This is a genomic window from Brevibacterium siliguriense, from assembly GCF_900105315.1.
Taxonomy (GTDB): domain Bacteria; phylum Actinomycetota; class Actinomycetes; order Actinomycetales; family Brevibacteriaceae; genus Brevibacterium; species Brevibacterium siliguriense.
Map to the genome: position 1 here is coordinate 3,883,836 of NZ_LT629766.1, position 18,991 is coordinate 3,902,826.

Annotated in this window: 22 protein-coding genes; 13 read left to right on the top strand and 9 right to left on the bottom strand. The window is 65.3% G+C overall.

The window, feature by feature from the left end; all coding sequences use genetic code 11:
* Positions 1-18 precede the first annotated feature (18 nt).
* Positions 19-705 carry a TetR/AcrR family transcriptional regulator gene (locus BLU88_RS17420; protein WP_092016740.1) on the bottom strand — a complete coding sequence of 229 codons (687 nt, stop codon included), beginning with the start codon at positions 703-705 and terminating at the stop codon, positions 19-21.
* 63 nt (positions 706-768) lie between these two features.
* Here BLU88_RS17420 and BLU88_RS17425 point away from each other — a divergent pair, with 63 nt between their 5' ends.
* From BLU88_RS17425 to crcB, 5 genes are all read left to right on the top strand, one after another.
* Positions 769-1,524: an SDR family oxidoreductase gene (locus BLU88_RS17425; protein WP_092016742.1), complete on the top strand. Its 756-nt coding sequence runs from the start codon at positions 769-771 to the stop codon at positions 1,522-1,524.
* 70 nt (positions 1,525-1,594) lie between these two features.
* The gene (locus BLU88_RS17430) at positions 1,595-1,924 is read left to right on the top strand and encodes a nuclear transport factor 2 family protein (RefSeq protein ID WP_092016744.1); all 330 of its coding nucleotides are present in this window, start codon (positions 1,595-1,597) and stop codon (positions 1,922-1,924) included.
* Positions 1,925-2,141: 217 nt separating this feature from the next.
* Positions 2,142-2,399, top strand: a complete 258-nt coding sequence (locus BLU88_RS17435; RefSeq protein WP_157689188.1) for a hypothetical protein — start codon at positions 2,142-2,144, stop codon at positions 2,397-2,399.
* Complete coding sequence (locus BLU88_RS17440; RefSeq protein WP_167356916.1) at positions 2,396-2,938, top strand: fluoride efflux transporter FluC; 543 nt, start codon at positions 2,396-2,398, stop codon at positions 2,936-2,938. The genes BLU88_RS17435 and BLU88_RS17440 overlap by 4 nt, the downstream gene beginning before the upstream one ends.
* Positions 2,935-3,312, top strand: coding sequence for a fluoride efflux transporter CrcB (crcB, locus tag BLU88_RS17445; protein ID WP_092016748.1), 378 nt, complete (start codon positions 2,935-2,937; stop codon positions 3,310-3,312). Before BLU88_RS17440 ends, crcB begins: the two co-directional genes overlap by 4 nt.
* Before the next feature lie 58 nt (positions 3,313-3,370).
* On the opposite strand, the gene BLU88_RS17450 is transcribed toward crcB, so the two are convergent.
* Positions 3,371-4,447 carry an NADH:flavin oxidoreductase/NADH oxidase gene (locus BLU88_RS17450; RefSeq protein ID WP_092016750.1) on the bottom strand — a complete coding sequence of 359 codons (1,077 nt, stop codon included), beginning with the start codon at positions 4,445-4,447 and terminating at the stop codon, positions 3,371-3,373.
* 199 nt (positions 4,448-4,646) lie between these two features.
* Here BLU88_RS17450 and BLU88_RS17455 point away from each other — a divergent pair, with 199 nt between their 5' ends.
* Both BLU88_RS17455 and BLU88_RS18220 read left to right on the top strand, forming a co-directional pair.
* Positions 4,647-5,078: an ArsR/SmtB family transcription factor gene (locus BLU88_RS17455; protein ID WP_092016752.1), complete on the top strand. Its 432-nt coding sequence runs from the start codon at positions 4,647-4,649 to the stop codon at positions 5,076-5,078.
* Between the two features lie 32 nt (positions 5,079-5,110).
* On the top strand, positions 5,111-5,284 hold the full coding sequence (locus BLU88_RS18220) for a hypothetical protein (protein WP_157689190.1): 174 nt from the start codon (positions 5,111-5,113) through the stop codon (positions 5,282-5,284).
* On the opposite strand, the gene BLU88_RS17460 is transcribed toward BLU88_RS18220, so the two are convergent.
* The 6 genes from BLU88_RS17460 to BLU88_RS17485 all read right to left on the bottom strand — a co-directional run bounded on the left by BLU88_RS17460 (position 5,274) and on the right by BLU88_RS17485 (position 11,523).
* The gene (locus BLU88_RS17460) at positions 5,274-6,719 is read right to left on the bottom strand and encodes an MFS transporter (protein WP_231939488.1); all 1,446 of its coding nucleotides are present in this window, start codon (positions 6,717-6,719) and stop codon (positions 5,274-5,276) included. The genes BLU88_RS18220 and BLU88_RS17460 overlap by 11 nt on opposite strands.
* A gap of 127 nt (positions 6,720-6,846) precedes the next feature.
* Positions 6,847-7,308 carry a DUF3151 domain-containing protein gene (locus BLU88_RS17465; protein WP_092016755.1) on the bottom strand — a complete coding sequence of 154 codons (462 nt, stop codon included), beginning with the start codon at positions 7,306-7,308 and terminating at the stop codon, positions 6,847-6,849.
* A 22-nt stretch (positions 7,309-7,330) separates the two neighbouring features.
* Complete coding sequence (locus BLU88_RS17470; RefSeq protein ID WP_231939489.1) at positions 7,331-8,248, bottom strand: hypothetical protein; 918 nt, start codon at positions 8,246-8,248, stop codon at positions 7,331-7,333.
* Complete coding sequence (locus BLU88_RS17475; protein WP_092016756.1) at positions 8,245-9,324, bottom strand: glycosyltransferase family 2 protein; 1,080 nt, start codon at positions 9,322-9,324, stop codon at positions 8,245-8,247. Before BLU88_RS17475 ends, BLU88_RS17470 begins: the two co-directional genes overlap by 4 nt.
* Before the next feature lie 74 nt (positions 9,325-9,398).
* Positions 9,399-10,553 (bottom strand): acyl-CoA dehydrogenase family protein, encoded by a 1,155-nt coding sequence (locus tag BLU88_RS17480; protein ID WP_092016758.1) that lies wholly within the window; start codon positions 10,551-10,553, stop codon positions 9,399-9,401.
* A gap of 97 nt (positions 10,554-10,650) precedes the next feature.
* A complete protein-coding gene (locus BLU88_RS17485) occupies positions 10,651-11,523 on the bottom strand; it encodes a CoA transferase (RefSeq protein ID WP_092016760.1) in 873 nt (290 codons plus the stop codon).
* Positions 11,524-11,720: 197 nt separating this feature from the next.
* Between BLU88_RS17485 and BLU88_RS17490 the strand changes: the two genes are divergently transcribed.
* The 5 genes from BLU88_RS17490 (at position 11,721) to BLU88_RS17510 (ending at position 16,796) form a co-directional block, all read left to right on the top strand.
* A complete protein-coding gene (locus BLU88_RS17490; RefSeq protein ID WP_231939490.1) occupies positions 11,721-12,359 on the top strand; it encodes a TetR/AcrR family transcriptional regulator in 639 nt (212 codons plus the stop codon).
* Between the two features lie 205 nt (positions 12,360-12,564).
* Entirely contained in the window at positions 12,565-14,151 is a 1,587-nt protein-coding gene (locus BLU88_RS17495) for a sodium:solute symporter (RefSeq protein ID WP_092016762.1), read from the top strand.
* A 13-nt stretch (positions 14,152-14,164) separates the two neighbouring features.
* A complete protein-coding gene (locus BLU88_RS17500) occupies positions 14,165-15,082 on the top strand; it encodes a dihydrodipicolinate synthase family protein (protein ID WP_092016764.1) in 918 nt (305 codons plus the stop codon).
* Positions 15,079-16,110, top strand: a complete 1,032-nt coding sequence (locus BLU88_RS17505) for an ROK family protein (RefSeq protein ID WP_092016766.1) — start codon at positions 15,079-15,081, stop codon at positions 16,108-16,110. Before BLU88_RS17500 ends, BLU88_RS17505 begins: the two co-directional genes overlap by 4 nt.
* Complete coding sequence (locus tag BLU88_RS17510; protein WP_092016768.1) at positions 16,110-16,796, top strand: N-acetylmannosamine-6-phosphate 2-epimerase; 687 nt, start codon at positions 16,110-16,112, stop codon at positions 16,794-16,796. Before BLU88_RS17505 ends, BLU88_RS17510 begins: the two co-directional genes overlap by 1 nt.
* 19 nt (positions 16,797-16,815) lie before the next feature.
* Here the strand turns inward: BLU88_RS17510 and BLU88_RS17515 are convergent, their stop codons facing one another.
* On the bottom strand, positions 16,816-17,880 hold the full coding sequence (locus BLU88_RS17515) for a tartrate dehydrogenase (RefSeq protein ID WP_092016770.1): 1,065 nt from the start codon (positions 17,878-17,880) through the stop codon (positions 16,816-16,818).
* A gap of 146 nt (positions 17,881-18,026) precedes the next feature.
* Here BLU88_RS17515 and BLU88_RS17520 point away from each other — a divergent pair, with 146 nt between their 5' ends.
* On the top strand, positions 18,027-18,947 hold the full coding sequence (locus tag BLU88_RS17520; protein WP_167356917.1) for a LysR family transcriptional regulator: 921 nt from the start codon (positions 18,027-18,029) through the stop codon (positions 18,945-18,947).
* Positions 18,948-18,991: the final 44 nt, after the last annotated feature.

The window sequence follows — 18,991 nt, forward strand, 5'->3', positions numbered from 1 at the left end:
CCGCCTCGGCGCTCGGTTTCAGCCCTCGCCGAGGCGGCCGATCCATTGGATGAGGAGCTGAGTCTCCGTTTCGCCCAGGATGTCCGGATTCGCCGCAGCACGTTCGATGACAGCATGACCCAGACGACCGTCACCCGGTTCGTTTTGTCCGGTTCCGGTGATGGCGGCGAGGACGCCTTCACGGACGCCTGCTGAAAGTCCGGGATCGTACTTGCCTTGAATGATCAGTCGCAGGGTGACGCCGATATTCGTGGCGAGCACATGAGCGGCCGCCTGCTCGTGGCCGACGACGAGCCGTCCGTCCTGTTCCGCTTTGCGCGTCAGTCCGCGCAGAATCTCGCTCGGCTTCAACTGCGCCTCAGGTGAATAGCCGGGCCTCACCTTGCCGTACATGAGGGCGTAGAAACCCGGATTCTCCAGGCCGAAGGCTACGTGAGCATCCCAGCCCAGACGCAGATCCTGAATCGGGTCGCCACTGGATTCGGTTGAGGATTTGGCCGAGAGATACATGTCGAAGCCACGCTCCACGACGGCCTCGACCAGTCCCTGCTTGTTGCCGAAGAAGTGATACAGAGTGGGCATCTTGACCCCCGCCGCGTCGCAGACCGCGCGCAGAGAGAAGTCCTCCCCGGGCGCCGCGGCAATGAGGTCGGCGGCCGCTTCGAGCAGGCGGGTCCGCGTATCCGTTCCCTCAGCTTCTGTCATATCGCTATATTATAGTGTACCGTCGATATAGTCCGATGTAACAACGATACGGAGGTTGAGACCATGACCGAACAGACTCTGCAAGGCAAGAACATCCTCATCGCAGGAGGCGGGAAGAACCTCGGCGGGCTCATCGCTCGACAGGCCGCCGCAGCCGGAGCCGATATCGCCATCCACTACAACTCGGAATCAACGCGCCCGGAGGCGGAAGAGACACTCGCGGCCGTCGAATCCAGCGGCTCGAAGAGCGTCCTGCTCACCGGAGATCTCACCAAGCCCGCCAACGTCGAGAGGCTCTTCGACGATGCCGTCTCAGCATTGGGGTCCATCGATATCGCGGTGAACACGACTGGCAAGGTACTGCGCAAACCCATTGCGGAGACCACCGAGGACGAGTACGACTCGATGTTCGACATCAACGCGAAGGCCGCCTACTTCTTCATCAAGGAAGCAGGCAAACACCTGGCCGACAACGGCAAGATCGTCACCATCGTCACCGCTCTGCTCGCCGCGTTCACCGACGGCTATTCGACCTATGCCGGCGGCAAGAGTCCGGTCGAGCATTTCACCCGGGCTGCGGCGAAGGAATATGCCGACCGCGGGATCTCCGTCACCGCCATCGCCCCCGGGCCCATGGACACACCGTTCTTCTATGGTCAGGAGACCCCGGAACGGGTGGAGTTCCATAAGTCGCAGGGTATGGGCAATCGTCTGACTCAGATCGAAGACATTGCGCCGATCGTGCGATTCCTCGCCACGGAGGGCAACTGGATCACCGGGCAGACGATCTTCGCCAACGGCGGTTACACCACTCGCTGAGGCGGACACGATACTCACGTCCCCCTCAGCACCCACCCAAGAGCCACCTCCCGAAACCACAGGAGAACGCATGTCAGATCTGCAGATTCCCGAACCCGTCGCCGGATTCATCGACACCGTCAACGCCCATGATGACCTGGGGTTCCTAGACGCCTTCACCACCGACGGTGTCGTGGATGACTGGGGCCGCGAGTTCCAGGGCCGAGAGTCCATCAGGGCGTGGAGCGATAAGGAGTTCATCGGCGCAACCGGTGTGCTCACACCTGAAGAGGTCACCGTCGACGGAAATAGCGTGACCGTCATCGGCGACTGGCGCTCCACGCATGCCAACGGCCGTTCATCATTCGCTTTCGTCATCGACGGCGACAAACTGAACAGGATGACCATCCGCGAAGGCTGACGCACAGAGACAGCTGAAACCTTGCAGGGGCCGTCGGACGCCGGGCATCCGACGGCCCTTTCGCTGCGGTCTTGTGGCACAATATTTGGTGTCGCGCCTGCGCGACACGGCGGTGGGGCTCGCCGTACCCAACCTCGGAAGCGGAACTTCGGTGTTCGACTTCGACAACAGTCCCTACCTCGACCGGCTTCAGCATGCCCGAAAGGTAGGAGAGACCATGTCCGCCAGCCCCGATCCGAAATATGACGGGTCGCCGCGCGCACGCATCGTCCTCGGCGTCGTCCCCGATCAGCCCTCCGAGGTGATCACCGCCGCCGCGGACTACGCCGCCCATTTCGACCCCGAACTCGGAGACCGTATCGCGGCCGCCTTGGAAGACACGAATGTCGCCTGGTCGACCCGCGCGCTGGCGACGTCGCCGATCCCCGGCGATTCCCCCACTGCTGAGTCTCAAACCGGCGAGGGCGAGCAGTGACCCGGCCGGTCCACCTGCGCCTGTCCCATCTGGGGCTCGCATTCCTCGGCGGCGCGCTCGGAACCGCGGCACGCGAGGCGATCAGCCTGAGCCTGCCGCCCCTCGGCGGTGTGCCGTGGGCAATCCTCACGGTGAACATCCTCGGGGCGTTCCTGCTCGGCCTGCTGTTGGATTCCCTGGCGCGCAGCGGTCCAGATGAAGGGTGGCGTCGGAGAACGCGGATCCTGGTCGGCACAGGGTTCATGGGCGGATTCACCACGTACAGCGCGCTGGCCGCGGATACGGCAGGCCTCCTCGGCGCGGATCCGGGCGGTGCGAGCAATCCCGGCCTCGGTCTTGCCTACGGGGTGGGCACGGTACTCATCGGCGGTCTCGCCACTTTCGCCGGCATCGCCACGGCGACGACGCTGCGTCGAGGTGGCGGTGAGGTCGACGAGGCGACCGACGGACTGCCGAACGAACCCGATGTCCGGGACGAGGACGCCGCGGATGCCGGCCCCGATGCCTCTGCCGACCGTCACCCGGGAAGTGCCCGATGACCGCGCTGGTTTTCATCGCACTTGCCGCCGCCGGCGGGCTCGGCGCCTCATCACGGATGCTGATCGACGGACTCATCAAGTCCCGCGTGAGCACGGCCCTGCCGTGGGGAACGATCATCATCAATGTCTCGGGATCACTCGTGCTCGGGCTGCTGACCGGTTTGGCCGGGGCGAACCTGCTGCCGAATGCCTGGCATCTTGTACTCGGCACCGGTTTCCTCGGCGGCTATACGACGTTTTCGACGGCGAGCTTCGAGACTGTTCAGCTTCTCCAGGAACGTCGCTGGGTCGCCGGTCTGGTCAGCGGTTTCGGCACGCTGGCTTTCGCAACGACGGCCGCGGCGATCGGAATGTGGCTCGGCGGCCTGGCTTAGCTGCAACCTACCGCTCTGGGCTCAGCCACATCTCCGTACGCCCTTCCCCGGCGCCAGCTCACTTATAGGCGCGGTGGTACTGAGCCGGGCGGTAGTCGATGTCGAAGCGCAGGGCGTCGGCGGCGCGCAGCGCGAAGTTCGGGTCGCGCAGGTACTCACGGCCTACGAGGATCGCATCGGCTTGGCCAGTGGCCAGAATGTGCTCGCCCTGGAACGGTTCGCTGATGAGGCCGACGGCCGCGGTCGGCAGTCCCGATCCCTGACGCACGCCGGCGGCCAGGTTCGTCTGGTAGCCGGGACCGACGGGAATCTTCGCCATCACATTGCCGCCGGAGGAGACGTCGATGAGGTCGACGCCGTGTTCCTTGAGCCATCCGGCGACGTGGACGGTGTCGTCGAGTGTGAGCCCACCGTCGGTCCAGTCCGTCGCGGACAGGCGCACGAACACGGGAACGTCTTCGCCCACCTCGGTACGGGTGGCATCGACGATGTCGAGCAGCAGTCGGGCCCGGTTCTCCAAGGTTCCGCCGTAGGAGTCGGTGCGGTTGTTGCTCAGCGGGGACAGGAACTCGTGGAGGAGGTATCCGTGTGCGGCGTGGATCTCGACGAAGTCGAACCCGGCCTCGATCGCCCGGCGGGCCGAGGACCGGAAGGCCGCGACCACCTCGGCGATCTCTGCCTCCGACAGGGCACGCGGTTCGGCAAGCCCGTCGAAGGCCAGTGCGGATGGAGCCACGGTCTGCCAACCGCCTTCGTCGACGGGCAGGCTGCCGTCGTGGTCGGTTCCCCATTCCGGATAGGTCGAGGCCTTGCGGCCGGCGTGGGCGAGTTGGATGCCGGCGGCCGCGCCCTGGGTGTGGAGGAAGTCGACGATGGGGACGAAGGCGTCGCGCTGTGTGTCGCTCCACAGTCCGAGGTCCTTGGCCGAGATCCGCGCCTCCGGAGTGACTCCGGTGGCTTCGACGATGACGGCTCCCGCGCCTCCCCGGGCCATGGCGCCGTAGTGGACGGTGTGCCAAGGAGCGGGGACCCCGTCTAGAGTCTCGACGGAGTACTGGCACATGGGCGGAACCCAGATCCGGTTGCGGAAGGTCAGGCCGCGCAGTGTGAGCGGTTCGAACAGCAGATGAGACATGACACCTCGTGATCTCGTCGAAAATAGTCGATTGGAAGTATGAGATTCTTCGTACTTCGAGTTCGCACTTTACTACGATGAAATTCGTACTACCAAATGTTTCGTACAATGGAGAGATACGGCGCTACCTGTGATCGGTGGCTGTTCAGACGACATCCACCTACGCCGACCGACACGATGGCGAGATGGGAGGACCCAGATGCGCACACTCGACCACCCCAGCAGGGACGAGATGAGACTCGACACCGTCCTGGCCGCCCTCGCCGACCCGGTCCGCCGCACCGTCGCCTGCAAGCTCAACGACGCTTTCGGCGATCATGCGTGCGCGACCTTCGAGCTGCCGGTGTCGAAGTCGACAGCGACCTACCACTTCCGCACTCTGCGCGAAGCTGGCGTGATCCGACAGGAATATGAGGGCACGAAGATCATGAATACCCTGCGCAAGGACGATCTCGACGCCCGCTTCCCCGGCCTCCTCGACGCCGTGTTCGCCGCTCAGAACATCGAACGCGCCGAGGCGACCGCCCCGAATCTCGCGACTGACCCGGCCGCGTCGCCCCTGCGCAGACGTGACCGCGGCAGCGGTCGGAACCTGAAACTCAGCCGGGGCGCACCGACACCAGCATCGTGAGCGTGCCGGCCTGAACAACCTGATCGTCCTGGTTGAGCACCTCGACGCGGAAGTCGACGATGCCTGCCGACGGGTCGGATTTCGACAGGCGCCGCTCCGCGATCTCCTACCGCATGTGGATCGTCTCGCCGAAGAAGACGGGAGCACTGAACCGCCAGTCCCTGACGCCGAGGAACGCGGTGATCGGACGGAGTCTCAGCTCCTGACCGGCTGGCCTTCCTGCCGGGCCCTGGCTCGACCGCGGGCAAGATCGACCAGTCCGATGATTCCCGCGAAGACGATGACGATCGCAATGAACCCGAAGCCCGCAACGATGGCTGCGCCGTAGCCGGCCAGAGGCTGGACGACGAAGAACACCGCGGTGACGATCGCAATGCCGATGGCCGTGCCCACCCGCTGCCCGGTCTGCATCACACCGCCGGAGCTGCCTGCGTACTCTACGGGAACTTCGGCCAAAGTGAGAGTCTGATTCGGGCTGATCGCCATGCCCTGCCCGAGGCCGGTGATCCCGAGGGTGAGGAGCAGCCACCAGATGCTGATCCCCCAGGCCTCATGCGCCAGCACGAGGAGCGCCGAGGCGACGACCCCGGTCAGACCGAATGCAACCCCGAGGACGACCATCTTCCTTCCGAAGGTGAGCACGACACGGCCGGCCGCCTGTGCTGCGATGGCCGAGAGCAGCGCCGAGGGCAGACCGACGAGACCCGCGTGGAGGGCGGGGAATCCGAGGCCGTTCTGCAGGTAGAGCGCGACGATGACCCAGATGCCGGGCATTCCGACGAAATACATGGACGTCAGCGATGCCCCGTAGGCGAAGCTGCGCGTCCGGAACAGCTGCATGTCGACCATCGGTGATCCGCCTCTGCGAGAGTATCGGTTCTCCCATCGCACCCACAGCCAGACGACGGCGACCCCGACCGGGACGAGGGCATAGATCCAAGCACCTGCGCTGCGTTCGAGGAAGGGCAGCATGACCAACAGCGTGCCCACGCCGAGCAGGACGAGCCCGACCGGGTCGAAGTCGGCGCGGCGTCGGCCGTGCGAATCGGACTCGGTACCAGTGCCGACCCAGGCGCTCTTCGGAAGCCAGAACCGGCCGAGGATGATTGCGGCCAGGGCGATCGGCACGTTGATGAGGAACGCTGAACGCCATCCCCACTCGTCGCCGAGCACAGCGATGAGTCCACCGCCGAGGACGGGGCCGATGCCCACGGAGACGCCGACGATCGTGCCGAACATCCCGAATGCGCGGCCGCGCACCTTGCCGTGGAAATACTGCTGGAGCATTCCCACACCCTGAGGGCTGAGCAGGCCGGACCCCAGCCCCATGACGACACGGGCGATGTTGAGCACGAGCGGGTCCGGGGACAACCCCGAGATGAGGGACCCGAGGGCGAAGACACTGACGCCGATGACGAAGAGCCGACCACGGCCGAAGAGGTCCCCGGCTCGACCGGCGGCCACGAGGAGCACGCCGAAGGCGAGCGTATAGCCCGAGAGCACCCACTGGATCGCCGAGTTCGAAGCGCCGATCGAGCGCTGCATGTCGGGGAGGATGACGTTGACGATCGACACACTCAGCAGCGACATGAACATCGGGACGAGCATCACCGCAAGGATCTTGCGCTGCTCTGCCGTCATGACCGTATCGGAAGCATTACCCATTCATATAGTTCTACGCCGCCTCGTCGACATGCACAATCGGCCTCCGTGGTGCGATTACTCACGCGCTGCGGAGGCCGATCTGTCCGACGAAGGTGCGGCGGGCTTACTCTCCCTTGCCGATGGCCGCCACTGCCGTCGGGTCGGAGGAGTGCAGGAACTCCTCGATGCGTGCGGCCTCTTCGCCTTCGCCGATCGCTCCGGCGGCACGGCCGAGCGCGTAGAGCGCGCGGAGGAATCCGCGGTTGACCTCGTGGGAGTACGGGATCGGTCCGGCTCCGCGCCAACCGGCGGCACGCAGGGCGTCGAGTCCGCGGTGGTAGCCGACGCGAGCGTAGGCATAGGCGTCGACGAGGCGGCCCTCCTGGTGCGCTTCATCGGCGAGTTCCGCCCATGCCAGGGAGGACGCCGGCAGTGCCGCGGCGACGTCGATGGGCTCTTCACCTGCGTCGATGCGCTTGCGAGCGTCGACGTCCGGGTGATCGTCGGGCAGGTAGGTCGGCTGCGGGCCGAGCTGGCTGGCATCGAGGTTGCCGATGTGCGATGGGTTGCCGATTGGCTGAGTCATTGCGTCTCCTTGGTTGTCGGGGTCAGTCGGTCTTCACTTCGGACGGCAGGACCTTATACGGGTTCTCACTCAGCGCGCCCGTGACCCCGGCGTCGGCGAGCTTCTCCAGCTGCTTCTTGTTCTCGACGTCGGCGGCCCAGGCATTGAGGTCGGACTCGGCCCAGGTCGACACGGCGTCCGAAGCGACGGCGACTGCGGTATAGCCGGCACCGCTGAGGTCATCGGGCGAAGTCTTGGTGTAGTCCCCGGTGAACATGGCGCCGACTCCGGCATCGGCGGCGGCACGGGCTACCTCGGCGTCATCGGTGCGCACGAGCGTCGAGTCCTCAAGCCCCGCCTCGGTGATGGTCTTCAATGCCGGTGTAGCCACCTCGGCAGAGTCGATGGCGGGCATGAAAACGGTGTCCCCGCCGAACTCGTCGACGATCTGATCCCAGGTGATGGGCTCACCGGGGGTCGTGTTCTTGCGGGCCGGTTTGATGGTCTGGTCGAGGAACTCTGCGGAGTCGAGCTCATCGAGGTTCTTCTTCAGGCCCATGTCCTTCGCCGCGGTCTCCGGGTTCGCGGCGACGACCGTGCCGTCGCCGAGCGCGGTGAGCGTGGGTGCCGGCAGGTAGCCGAACTTCACGTTCTCGGTGAAGGCGAGCTTCGAGTTCGCCGGATACACCGAGGATCCGCCGTCGAGGGCGCCCACGGCCGGCGGGTTGAGCGAATCGACGGTCAGCTGGTCGTCGGATCCGAAGATGTTCATCGCGAACACACCCGCGACGAGGAGGACGACGATGGCGCCGGCCCACAGGGGTGCGTTGAATTTCTTCGGCTCGGGACGGTCGGGCACGGGAATTCGCTCGCGGGATTCGGGATCGACGCTCGGCAGCGGATCATTGGTGCCGCGACCGTAGCGGTCCCGGTGAGCCTGGGTCGGCTTCTTCCTGCTCATCGGCTGCTGTCCTTCGTCGTTCCGGCTCCGATGACGAGTCCACGGAGGAACCCGGCACCCCAGCACAGGTGCATGGTCGGCAGGACGATGCCGAACCAGAATCGCTCGCGTCGTCCGCAGTCCTTCGCCGCCGAGGCGGTGGCCAGGATCCCGGCGATGTAGCCGAAGCTGGGGACGTGGATGAGCGAGGTGAAGCGGCGGAGGAACTTCGGCCACTTCTTCGTCGACCCGGACAGCTGGAGCAGGGTCTCGATCACGGCTGCGCTCATGCCGAGCACGAGCAGCGGCGGAGCGAAGTAGCGGATGGAGTTCTGCGATCCGTAGCGGCGGATGAGTTCGGCCCGCCAGATTCCGGTGGCCCAGAACTGCTGGGCGATCTTCGACCAGGTTCCGCGCGGCCAGTAGGTGACTTCCATGTTCGGGTTGAACCAGATGCGGCCGCCGGCGGCGCGGATGCGCAGGTTGAGTTCCCAGTCCTGGCCGCGTTTGATCCCTTCGTCGAACCCGCCGAGGTGGTCGAAGACTTCCCGACGGTAGACACCGAGGTAGGCCGATTCGGCCTCCTGCGCCTCATCGCCGGAGTGGTAGGCGGGACCACCGAGCCCGACCGGGGACATGTAGGCGCGGGCGACGGCCTTCTGGAAGGAGGTCTTGCCGCGAGCGAGCATGAGTCCACCGCAGTTCGCGGCCTTGGTCTCACGCAGCGTGTCGATGGCCTGCATCGTGTAGTCGGCGCCGAGGCCGGAGTGCGCGTCGACGCGGATGATCACCGGATGCCGGGTCGCAGCGATGGCGAGGTTGAGCCCGATCGGGGTCGCGGCCTGCGGATTGTCGACAGTCTGGATCCGCGGGTCGCGGGCGGCCATCGATTCGATGATGACGTTCGTCTCATCGGTCGAGGGGCCGAGGGCGAGGACGATCTCCTTGTCCCCGTCATACTCCTGAGCGAGGATCGTGGTGATCGCCTGCTCGATGTGTTCGGCCTCATTGAGGACCGGCATGATGAAGGAGACACCGGGCTTCTCGTTAAGCGACGGAAGGCCCTCCGGGGTCAGGATCTCAAGTACTTTCGACACGCCCTCAATCTTCCCACACCCGCGTGGACCCGGTCTTGAGGGGCATACAGGTGGGTGGCCTCGCCGAGGCGACCTCACAGTCCGCGTGCGATGAGCTCCTTCATGATTTCGTTCGTGCCGCCGTAGATCTTCTGCACTCGGGCATCGGCATAGAGGCGGGCGATCGGATACTCGACCATGTATCCGTAGCCGCCGAAGACCTGCAGGCAACGGTCGACGACTCGGTTCTGAGCGTCCGTGGCCCAGTACTTTCCGGCCGAAGCCTGTTCCGTCGTCAGCGCGCCCTTGATGTGTTCACTGATGAGATGGTCGACGAAGGTGCGCACCGACAGCGCCTCCGTGGCACATTCGGCGAGGACGAACTTCGTGTTCTGGAAGCCGAGGATGGGGCGACCGAAGGCTTCCCGTTCCTTGGCGTAGGTGACGGTCTCGCGGACGGCGAATTCTGCGGTCGCGGCACCGCCGACGGCGATGGCCAGGCGCTCCTGAGGCAACTGCTGCATCAGCTGGATGAATCCGCGGCCCTCGACTCCGCCGAGGACATTCTCGGCGGGGACGCGCATGTCCTCGAAGAACAGCTCCCGAGTGTCCTGTCCGTGCAGGCCGACCTTCTCCAACACGCGTCCGCGGGAGAAGCCCGGCAGATCATTCACTTCGGCCACGATGAGCGAAATGCCCTTCGCGCCGGGTTCGTCGCTGGTGCGGGCCACGATGATGACGAGGTCGGCGTGGGAACCGTTGGTGATGAAGGTCTTGGCGCCGTTGATGACGTATTCGTCACCGTCGCGCAATGCCCGGGTCTTCACGCTCTGCAGGTCAGAACCGGTGCCCGGTTCGGTCATGGCGATCGACGATACGAGCTCGCCTGAAGCCATGCGGGGCAGCCACTTCTGCTTCTGCTCTTCGGTGCCGAAAGCGTTGATGTAGTGGGCGTTGATCGTCGAATGGACGCTGTTGCCCCACGCTGAATCGCCGACGAATCCCTGCTCCTGAAGCAGCACCGCCTCGTGAGCGAAGGAGCCGCCACCGCCTCCGTATTCTTCCGGGATCGAGATGCACAGCAGACCGGCTTCGCCGGCCCGGGTCCACAGTTCGCGATCAACCTGCTTCTGTTCGGCGAAGCGAGCTTCGTTCGGCACGAGCTCCTTGGCAAAGAATCCGCGCGCCAGATCGCGCAGGTCATCGGTCTCCTGGGTCTCCCAGATGCCGCGGTATCCGTCGAGAATCATTGTGCTGTCTCCTGAATCTGATCGTCGTAGTAGTTCCGAAGGGCCGTGACGGTCCCAGAGAGGTGAGTGGGGTTGCGGGGTACTGATGAGGGGATGATCACCCGAGAGCGACTCGCTCGATGGGCAGATCGTACTCGGCGGCGAAGTCGATCCAGTGCGCTGTCGGCTCGGCCGCGAAAGCCCGCTCGAGCTCCTCGTGTTCGGATCCGAGGAGCGAGGCCAGCGCCTTTGCGAAATGAGGCTCGAGGCAGGCAATGGCAACATGACCGTCAGTGGTCGAGTAGGTCCGGTAGAACGGCGTTCCTCCGCCGAGGGGACCTCCCGGTGTGCTCATTCCGTGCCGTGCCGGTCCCGCCGCCCAAGCGGCCGCCTCGTCGAGGACGACGCGACGGACGATTCCGCCGTCGTGCCGACCATGCGGGTCCTGATCGCCAGCACCTTGGGCAGCAGTGCGTCGGGTCTCGAGTTCATGCAGCCCTGCCAGGGCCTGGAATGCTGCATGCTCGCCGCCGAGGACATCGGCGACGGGCACTGTGGGCATGGTTCCGGGGAGGAGGGTGGAGTGCGCGGCCTGATAGGTGAGGTCGTGGCCGGGGACGTCTGCGCGGTCACCGGCGAATCCGACGATCTCGACGTGGACGAGTCCGTGTTCGTCGACGAGCTCCGGCAGACCGAGGGCGGCGGCTGCGCGAGGACGCATCGAGGTGAGCAGGAGGTCGGCTTCGGCCATGAGTGTCCTGAGCTGCTCGATTCCCTCAGTATCTTTGAGGTCGATGGTGCGGATCTCCTGACCGGCGGTGAGCTCCTGGTAGTAGTCGGGGAACATCAGGTTGAGGGGATCGCCGGTGGGCGGTTCGACCTTGATGACCCGAGCACCGAGAGCGCACAGGCGCGCTGCGGCGAGCGGTCCCGGCAGATTGATGGCGAGGGAGACCACCGTGATTCCGCCGAGCGGTTGAGCGTCGGTCATTCTTGGATCCTCCGGTCGAATCGAATCATCATTTTTGAATGAATGTATAGGATACTGAAAGAACGTTCAATACTATGAAGAGAAATCTTCCCGTTCCGGCACTCGAGCTCAGTTACGAACGCACGAACAAGCGCGAGCGACAGCCCGGGGAACGGCAACGGGCTGAGAGAATGGCCGCGGACGACAGAGGTGAGGACATGGATGTGCCGATGAATGCGGAGCGCAGAAGCAGGAACGCCGACGCCGGTGTGTCCTCGGCGGTAGATCTCACGAGCCGTGCCCGGATTCGCAATGCCGGTCTCCACCAGTTCGCCACGACTGGATTCGCCGGCACTCCCCTGCGCGCGATCGCCTCCGAGGCGGGAGTGGCCATCGGCCTGATCTCGCACCACTTCGGCTCGAAGGACGGACTGCGGGCGGCTGTCGAGAGTTGGATCGTCGACCAATTCGGCGCAGCGATCACCGAAGCCGATGCCGCAGCTCCGGACTCCGTCGCGGATACCGCCGGGCGCGATGCCGCGGTGGCTCAGATGCTCAAGGCGAACCCGCTCATCGTCGGCTACCTGCGTCGCGAACTCCTCGAGGACTCCTCTGATCGCACTCTCATCACACGCCTAGCTCGGCTCTCACTGCAGAGCGTGGATTCCATGCGCTCGGGAGGCGTCGCCTCTACGGACAGGAGTCGCGTCGATCAGGTCGTCACCGTCATGGTCCGGCAGTTGGGCAGGCTGTTCCTCCAGCCGCTCGTCGATCAAGTCGTCGACTCATTCCCCGACGAGGAGCGGCCGGTCGCGAAGCCGGAGCTGACGATCTCCGTGCGCACGCCACAGGACTGACCCGCCCCTTCGGCGATCTCCACCGACCCTCACCTCGGCGAACCTTGCTTCCGGCCATCCACGGGTTGTGCCGTGCCGCACATTCCCGTAGATTCATGACATAGGACATCATACGTCTTACGTGTTGGTCCTCGATGTCAGATGGGACTTCCGCTCGCACTCACGCCCGCGCCGGTCCCCTACGTTATCCACGTGAGGAGGGAGCATGGACGCTCCGGGACTCGGCGGCCTCAACTGGGCCGTGATCATCATCTATCTCTTGGCCACCCTCGGCATCGGCGTCTGGTTCACCAGACGAGCCAGCGGTGGAACAGAGGAGTTCTTCAAAGCCAGCGGACGAATCCCGGCCTGGGCGGCCGGCTTCTCCATCTATGCGACGACGCTGTCGGCGATCACCTATATGTCCACGCCCGAGCAGGCGTTCCTCACCGACTGGTCGTATGCGGCCGGCAATATCGCGATCTTCGCGATCGTCCCGCTGCTGGTGATCTTCTACATCCCGTTCTTCCGCAAGCTCGACGTCACAACGGCGTATGAGTACCTCGAAGAGCGCTTCGGCCCGAGCATCCGCGTGCTCGGCTCCGTCCTCTTCGTCCTCTTCCACATCGGCCGCGTCGCCATCGTCATCTACCTGCCGACGCTTGCCATCAGCTCTGTCACCGACATCAACCCGGCGCTCGTCGCCGGAGCCGTCGGCGTACTCTCGGTCGTCTACACCTTCCTCGGCGGCATCGAGGGGGTCATCTGGTCCGATGTCGTTCAGGGCATCATCCTCCTCGTCGGCGCTGCGGTCATCCTCGTCTTCGGCATCGCAGCCCTCGACGGAGGCCTGGCCACTGTCGTCTCCGACGCCGCGGCCGATGACAAGTTCATCTCCGCCGACAACTGGAAGTTCGGCGGAGCGGCAGCGGCCATCCCGATCGTCTTCCTCGGTTCGGTGTTCAACAACCTGCACCAGTACACGGCCAGCCAGGACGTCGTCCAGCGCTACCAGACCACGGACTCGCCGAAGTCGACGGCCCGGTCGCTCATCGTCAACGGCTTCCTCGCCCTGCTGACGATCCCCCTGTTCTACGGAATCGGCACCGTCCTCTACAGCTTCTACCAGCATTCGGAGGCGCTGCCGGAAGGCTTCAACACCTCCGCACTCGTTCCCTACTTCGCGGTCACCGCGCTGCCTGCCGGCGTCTCGGGACTGCTCATCGCCGCGATCTTCGCCGCCGCACAGTCGACGATCTCCTCGAGCCTCAACTCGATCTCGGCCTGCGTCACCGTCGACATCCGCGACCGCTTCTTCCCGCCCAAGGACGGGGTGCCGCGCACCGGGGTCGGGTTCTCCCGCGCCGTCATCGTCATCGTCGGCGCCCTGTCCGTCGGCGTCGCGCTCTACCTCTCGGCGACCGATCAGGCTCAGACCTGGGATCTGTTCCTCGCGATCACCGGCCTCTTCGGAGTTCCGCTGGCCGGCGTCTTCGCCCTGGGCATCTTCACGAAGCGGGCGAACACTTCCGGAGTGCTCGCAGGCCTCCTGCTCGGCGCCGCCCTCGCTTGGGCCGTCCAGGAGAAGGCCGGGCTCACGCCCTTCGCTGTCTCGACCGTCGCATTCATCGGCGCCATGGTCTTCGGCTATCTCATCTCCCTGATCACGGGAACGATGCAGCGCGGGCGCAGCGACCACGATGTGCTGCCGCTGACGATCTTCGGAAAGCGCTCGGCCTACACGCGCCGAGTCCCCACCGAACCGGCCCAAGCGGTCGCCGCCTCGGCCAGCAACAACAAGAACGACAAATAAGAAGGACACGACCATGACTGATTTCCACGGCATCATTCCCCCGCTGCTGACCCCGCGCACCGCGGACGGTGAGATCGACCGGGCCGGGCTCGCCGCCCTCGTCGACCACCTCGTCGCCGGCGGGGTGCACGGAATCTTCGTGCTCGGGTCCTCCGGCGAGGTCCCGTACCTGACGAACGCCGAGCGTGACCTCGTCCTCTCCACCGCGATCGAGGCGGCCGCCGGGCGAGTGCCCGTGCTCGTGGGCGTCAGCGAACAGACGACGGCGCGGGTCCTCGAGGAGGCCGACCGCCTGCTGGCCATCGGCGGTGACGCAGTCGTGGTCACCACGCCGTTCTATGCGCTCTCCGACTCCGCCGAGGTGGAGCGCCACTTCCGTGCGATCGCCGCACATGTCAGCGTGCCCGTGTTCGCCTACGACGTGCCCGTGCGCACGCATATGAAGATGCCTTTCGACGTCCTCGTCCGCCTCGCCGAGGAGGGCGTCATCGCCGGAGTCAAGGATTCCTCGGGCGATGACGTGGGCTTCCGCCGTCTGCTGCTCGCGACGAAGCATCTGCCGGACTTCGCCGTATTCACCGGCCACGAGGTGGTCACCGACGGTGCGATGCTCGGCGGAGCGGCGGGCATCGTCCCTGGCCTCGGCAACGTCGACCCCGCCGGATATGTGCGCATCTATGATGCGGCGAAGGCCGGCGACTGGCGGGCCGCAGCTGCCGAGCAGGACCGCGTGGCAGCCCTGTTCGACATCACGGGAGCCGCGACCTCGGGCCGCGTATCCGCGGGTGCGGCCGGGCTCGGCGGATTCAAGACCGCCCTGCAGCTCATGGGCGTCATCGGCTCGAACCGGATGGCCGAGCCGATGGAGGCGCTCAATGCCGCAGAGGCCGAGCGCGTCCGCGAAATCGTCGCCGCCGCAGGACTGCTGTGACCCAGCCCGCCACCGTCGCCGTCGATGTCGGAGGCACGAAGATCCGTGCCGGTTCCGTCATCGACGGTGTCCTTGCGCATGTGCGCAGCGCTCCGACGCCCGCGACCGCAGGTGCCCGGGCGGTTCTCGACACCATCGCCGAGGTGGCCGCCGCCGTCATCGCGGAGTCGTCGGGTTCGCGTGGCGCGGAGTCCCTTGCCGAGTCCGAGTGGCGGATCGGCATCGGAGCGGCCGGGGTCATCGATCCCGAGACGTGCACCGTGGTCTCGGCGACGGATTCCCTGCCCGGGTGGGCCGGAACCGAACTGGCCTCCGAGCTCTCGGCGCGCACCGACCTTCCCGTGCGCGCGGTCAATGATGTGCACGCGCATGCCCTCGGCGAGGCGGTAACCGGAGCCTCCCGCGGCGCTCGGAGCTCTTTGCTCGTCGCCGCGGGTACCGGCATCGGCGGCGGGTTCATCACGAACGGACACCTGCTGACCGGCAGGAATTCAGCAGCTGGACACATCGGGCACGTGCCCTCGGCGGCCGCGGCCCGACTCGACTGCCCGTGCGGCGGCACCGGCCATGTCGAGGCCATCGCCTCGGGCCCTGCCATCCTCAATACCTACCAACGACTGGTCCACGGAGACGACTCCCCCGCCTCGGCTCCCACCTCGGCGCCGAACTCACGGTCCGGTCGCGATGGGACAGCGCCGATCCCGGCGAACACGCGAGAATTGGCGGCAGCCGCCTCGGCGGGGGATGCTTTGGCGGTTCGCGCCTTCGAAACGGGGGCACGCGCGCTCGGATCGGCACTCGGCGGGATCGTCAACGTCCTCTCCCCCGAGGTCATCGTCGTCGGCGGCGGTCTCGCCGAGATGGACGAAACCTGGTGGACGCCCCTGCGTGCAGCCTTCGCGGCCGAACTCATCCCCGCCGCCTCCGGAACCCCTCTGGTGAAGGCAGAATTGGGGCAGGACGCCGCACTCATCGGCGCCGCCAGCCTGTGGAACGGCGAGCACAGCCAGAAGAAGGAGACTCACTGATGCTGTCGAAGACCGAGATCCTCGATACGCTGCGCGGACGGCTCATCGTCTCGGCGCAGGCTTATCCGGGCGAGCCGATGCGCGATCCGAACACGATGGCTCAGGTGGCGGCCTCGGCGGTCATCGGAGGAGCGGCGGCCGTGCGGGTGCAGGGTCTCGGCGATATCCAGGCGACCCGATCGGCGGTCGAGGTCCCGGTCATCGGGCTGTGGAAGGACGGCAGGGACGGGGTCGTCATCACGCCGACCTTCCAGCATGCCTATGCCGTGGCGCTGGCCGGATCTCACATCGTCGCCCTCGACGGGACACGGCGGAATAGACCCGACGGATTGAGCCTGGTCGAGACGGTCAAACGCCTCCACGAACAGACGAACGCCCTGGTCATGGCCGATTGCGGCAGCCTTGACGACGCGAAGGCCGCGGCAGATGCCGGGGCGGACATCGTCGGCACGACCCTGGCCGGATACTCGGGCGAACGGGAGAAGACCGACGGCCCCGACCTCGAACTCATCGGTGCCATCCGCGCGGCCGAGCTGCCTGCGATGCTCGTCGCCGAGGGCCGCATCCACACCCCCGCCCACGCCGCCGCAGCCCGCGAAGCCGGCGCCGACTCCGTGGTCGTGGGCACCGCGATCACGCATCCCGCGACGATCACCTCATGGTTCACCGAGGCGGTCGAGGGCTAGCGCAGCGGAACGAGTCCGCTCAGTTCAGCGCCTCGATGACTGCGCGTCCGAGGGTCTCTGTGTTTCCGGTGCCGCCGACGTCCGGGGTGAGGACCGCTGTATCGGCGGCGCGGAGGACTGATTCGATTGCGGCCTCGATTTCCTTCCCACAGTCTTCGGCGCCGAGGTGATCGAGCATCATCGCCCCAGACCAGATCTGGCCGATGGGGTTGGCGATTCCCTGTCCGGCGATATCGGGGGCCGAACCGTGGACGGGTTCGAAGAGACTGGGGAACTCACCAGTCGGGTTGATGTTCGCGCTCGGCGCCACGCCGATGGTGCCGGTGCAGGCAGGCCCCAGGTCCGAGAGGATGTCTCCGAACAGGTTCGAGGCCACCACCACGTCGAACCACTCGGGGTGCTGGACGAAGTGCGCGGTGAGGATGTCAATGTGGAATTGGTCCGTCTCGACTTCGGGGTGGCGAACTGCCGCGGCACTGAATCTCCTATCCCAATAGGGCATCGTGATCGATATGCCGTTGCTCTTGGTCGCGGACGTCACTTTCCTTCTGCGCTTCATCGCCTGGTCGAAAGCGTATTCCATGACCCGATCCACTCCGACCCGGGTCATGACGGTCTCCTGCATGGCGAACTCACGCTGCGTGCCTTCGAACATGATGCCGCCCGAATTCGAGTACTCCCCTTCGGTGTTCTCCCGCACCACGAGGAAGTCGACGTCCCCGGGGCCTTTGTCGCGCAGAGGCGAAGTGATGCCGGGCAGAATTCTGCAGGGGCGCAGATTGACGTATTGGTCGAAATGGCGCCGAAACTGCAGGAGGCTGCCCCAGAGCGAGACGTGGTCGGGGACGACAGCCGGACAGCCCACCGCCCCGAAGAGAATCGCATCATAAGAGCCGAGCACGGTCTTCCAGTCTTCGGGCAGCATCCGCCCATGTTCCTGGTAGTACTCGGCGCTGGCGAAATCGAAATGGTCGAATTCGACGTCGAGTCCGTGTCGGCGTGCAGCGACGTCGACGGCCTGCACGCCGAAGGGCATGACTTCCTTGCCGATTCCGTCGCCGGGGATGACTGCAATAGTCGGCATCTGTTCTCCTCCGGAGTTCGTGGGTTTCGAAATGAAATCTAACAGCACTGACGATCCGTGCGACCTCCATTCTGGTCAACCCGTCTTTGACCAGAACGCAAAGTTCGATGACCGGTGCCGACGTCATCGGTCCTAGAATGGACACCGTGAGAATCGACGATTTCCACTTCTTCGCAACGATCGGTGAGGAGATGAACCTGACCGCAGCGGCCAGGTCGATGGGAATGTCCGTCTCTGCGGTGAGCCGACGACTCACCGATCTCGAGAACCGCCTCGGCGTCCGACTGATCCACAGGACATCCCGGCAGATGGTCATGACCGCTGAGGGTCTGCTCTTCCTCGAGGGGTCACGGCGCATCGTCCACGAGGCGGAGGTGCTGAGAGCCGATGTCGCCAACAGCGTCGACAGTGAGCGCGGCACTCTGGTCATCTGCGGCACTCTCGGTTTCGGTCGCACTCACCTGTCGGAACTCGTTGCCGACTTCCACCGGGCGCATCCGAACATCGAGGTCCATCTCGAACTGTCAGCCGATCCCTTCGACCTCGAGAACTCCCGCTTCGACATGCTCGTCGGTGTCGGCGCGGCCAAGGATTCCCAGCTGGTGTACCGCCGCCTGCTGCGCAATCGTCGAGTCCTGTGCGCCTCCCCCGACTATCTCGAGCGCAGAGGCGCACCGCACTCGATCCACGAGCTGCGTGACCACGACTGCCTCATCCTCAGCGAACACGAACCGGACTTCAACCTGTGGAAGTTCGAGCTCGACGGCGTTATCACTCCGATCCGCGTGCGCGGTCCTCTCCGCTGCAATGATGGGGACACTGTGACCAGATGGGCGGTACAGGGGCACGGGATCGCGATGCGTTCAGTGTGGAACGTCCGCCCCTACCTGGAGACAGGTCAGTTGGTCCCGGTCCTCGCCGACGTCCCGACCATCCGTTCGGACATCTACCTCGCCTTTCCCAATACCGAGCTCTATCCGCTCAGGGCGCAGCGTTTCACCGAATTCCTGCAGCGTGAGATCCCGAAGCGTGTCAAATCTCCAGACGACTTCTTCGGATTCTCCTGATCACCCTCCGATCGAATCCGTCGGAGCACTCACACTCGGACATG

Bases quoted from the DNA above. Each gene is read 5' to 3' on its own strand.
- BLU88_RS17420 (WP_092016740.1), bottom strand. From the start codon at position 705: ATGACAGAAGCTGAGGGAACGGATACGCGGACCCGCCTGCTCGAAGCG.
- BLU88_RS17425 (WP_092016742.1), top strand. From the start codon at position 769: ATGACCGAACAGACTCTGCAAGGCAAGAACATCCTCATCGCAGGAGGC.
- BLU88_RS17430 (WP_092016744.1), top strand. From the start codon at position 1,595: ATGTCAGATCTGCAGATTCCCGAACCCGTCGCCGGATTCATCGACACC.
- BLU88_RS17435 (WP_157689188.1), top strand. From the start codon at position 2,142: ATGTCCGCCAGCCCCGATCCGAAATATGACGGGTCGCCGCGCGCACGC.
- crcB (WP_092016748.1), top strand. From the start codon at position 2,935: ATGACCGCGCTGGTTTTCATCGCACTTGCCGCCGCCGGCGGGCTCGGC.
- BLU88_RS17450 (WP_092016750.1), bottom strand. From the start codon at position 4,447: ATGTCTCATCTGCTGTTCGAACCGCTCACACTGCGCGGCCTGACCTTC.
- BLU88_RS17455 (WP_092016752.1), top strand. From the start codon at position 4,647: ATGCGCACACTCGACCACCCCAGCAGGGACGAGATGAGACTCGACACC.
- BLU88_RS17460 (WP_231939488.1), bottom strand. From the start codon at position 6,719: ATGACGGCAGAGCAGCGCAAGATCCTTGCGGTGATGCTCGTCCCGATG.
- BLU88_RS17465 (WP_092016755.1), bottom strand. From the start codon at position 7,308: ATGACTCAGCCAATCGGCAACCCATCGCACATCGGCAACCTCGATGCC.
- BLU88_RS17470 (WP_231939489.1), bottom strand. From the start codon at position 8,248: ATGAGCAGGAAGAAGCCGACCCAGGCTCACCGGGACCGCTACGGTCGC.
- BLU88_RS17480 (WP_092016758.1), bottom strand. From the start codon at position 10,553: ATGATTCTCGACGGATACCGCGGCATCTGGGAGACCCAGGAGACCGAT.
- BLU88_RS17485 (WP_092016760.1), bottom strand. From the start codon at position 11,523: ATGACCGACGCTCAACCGCTCGGCGGAATCACGGTGGTCTCCCTCGCC.
- BLU88_RS17490 (WP_231939490.1), top strand. From the start codon at position 11,721: ATGGATGTGCCGATGAATGCGGAGCGCAGAAGCAGGAACGCCGACGCC.
- BLU88_RS17495 (WP_092016762.1), top strand. From the start codon at position 12,565: ATGGACGCTCCGGGACTCGGCGGCCTCAACTGGGCCGTGATCATCATC.
- BLU88_RS17500 (WP_092016764.1), top strand. From the start codon at position 14,165: ATGACTGATTTCCACGGCATCATTCCCCCGCTGCTGACCCCGCGCACC.
- BLU88_RS17510 (WP_092016768.1), top strand. From the start codon at position 16,110: ATGCTGTCGAAGACCGAGATCCTCGATACGCTGCGCGGACGGCTCATC.
- BLU88_RS17515 (WP_092016770.1), bottom strand. From the start codon at position 17,880: ATGCCGACTATTGCAGTCATCCCCGGCGACGGAATCGGCAAGGAAGTC.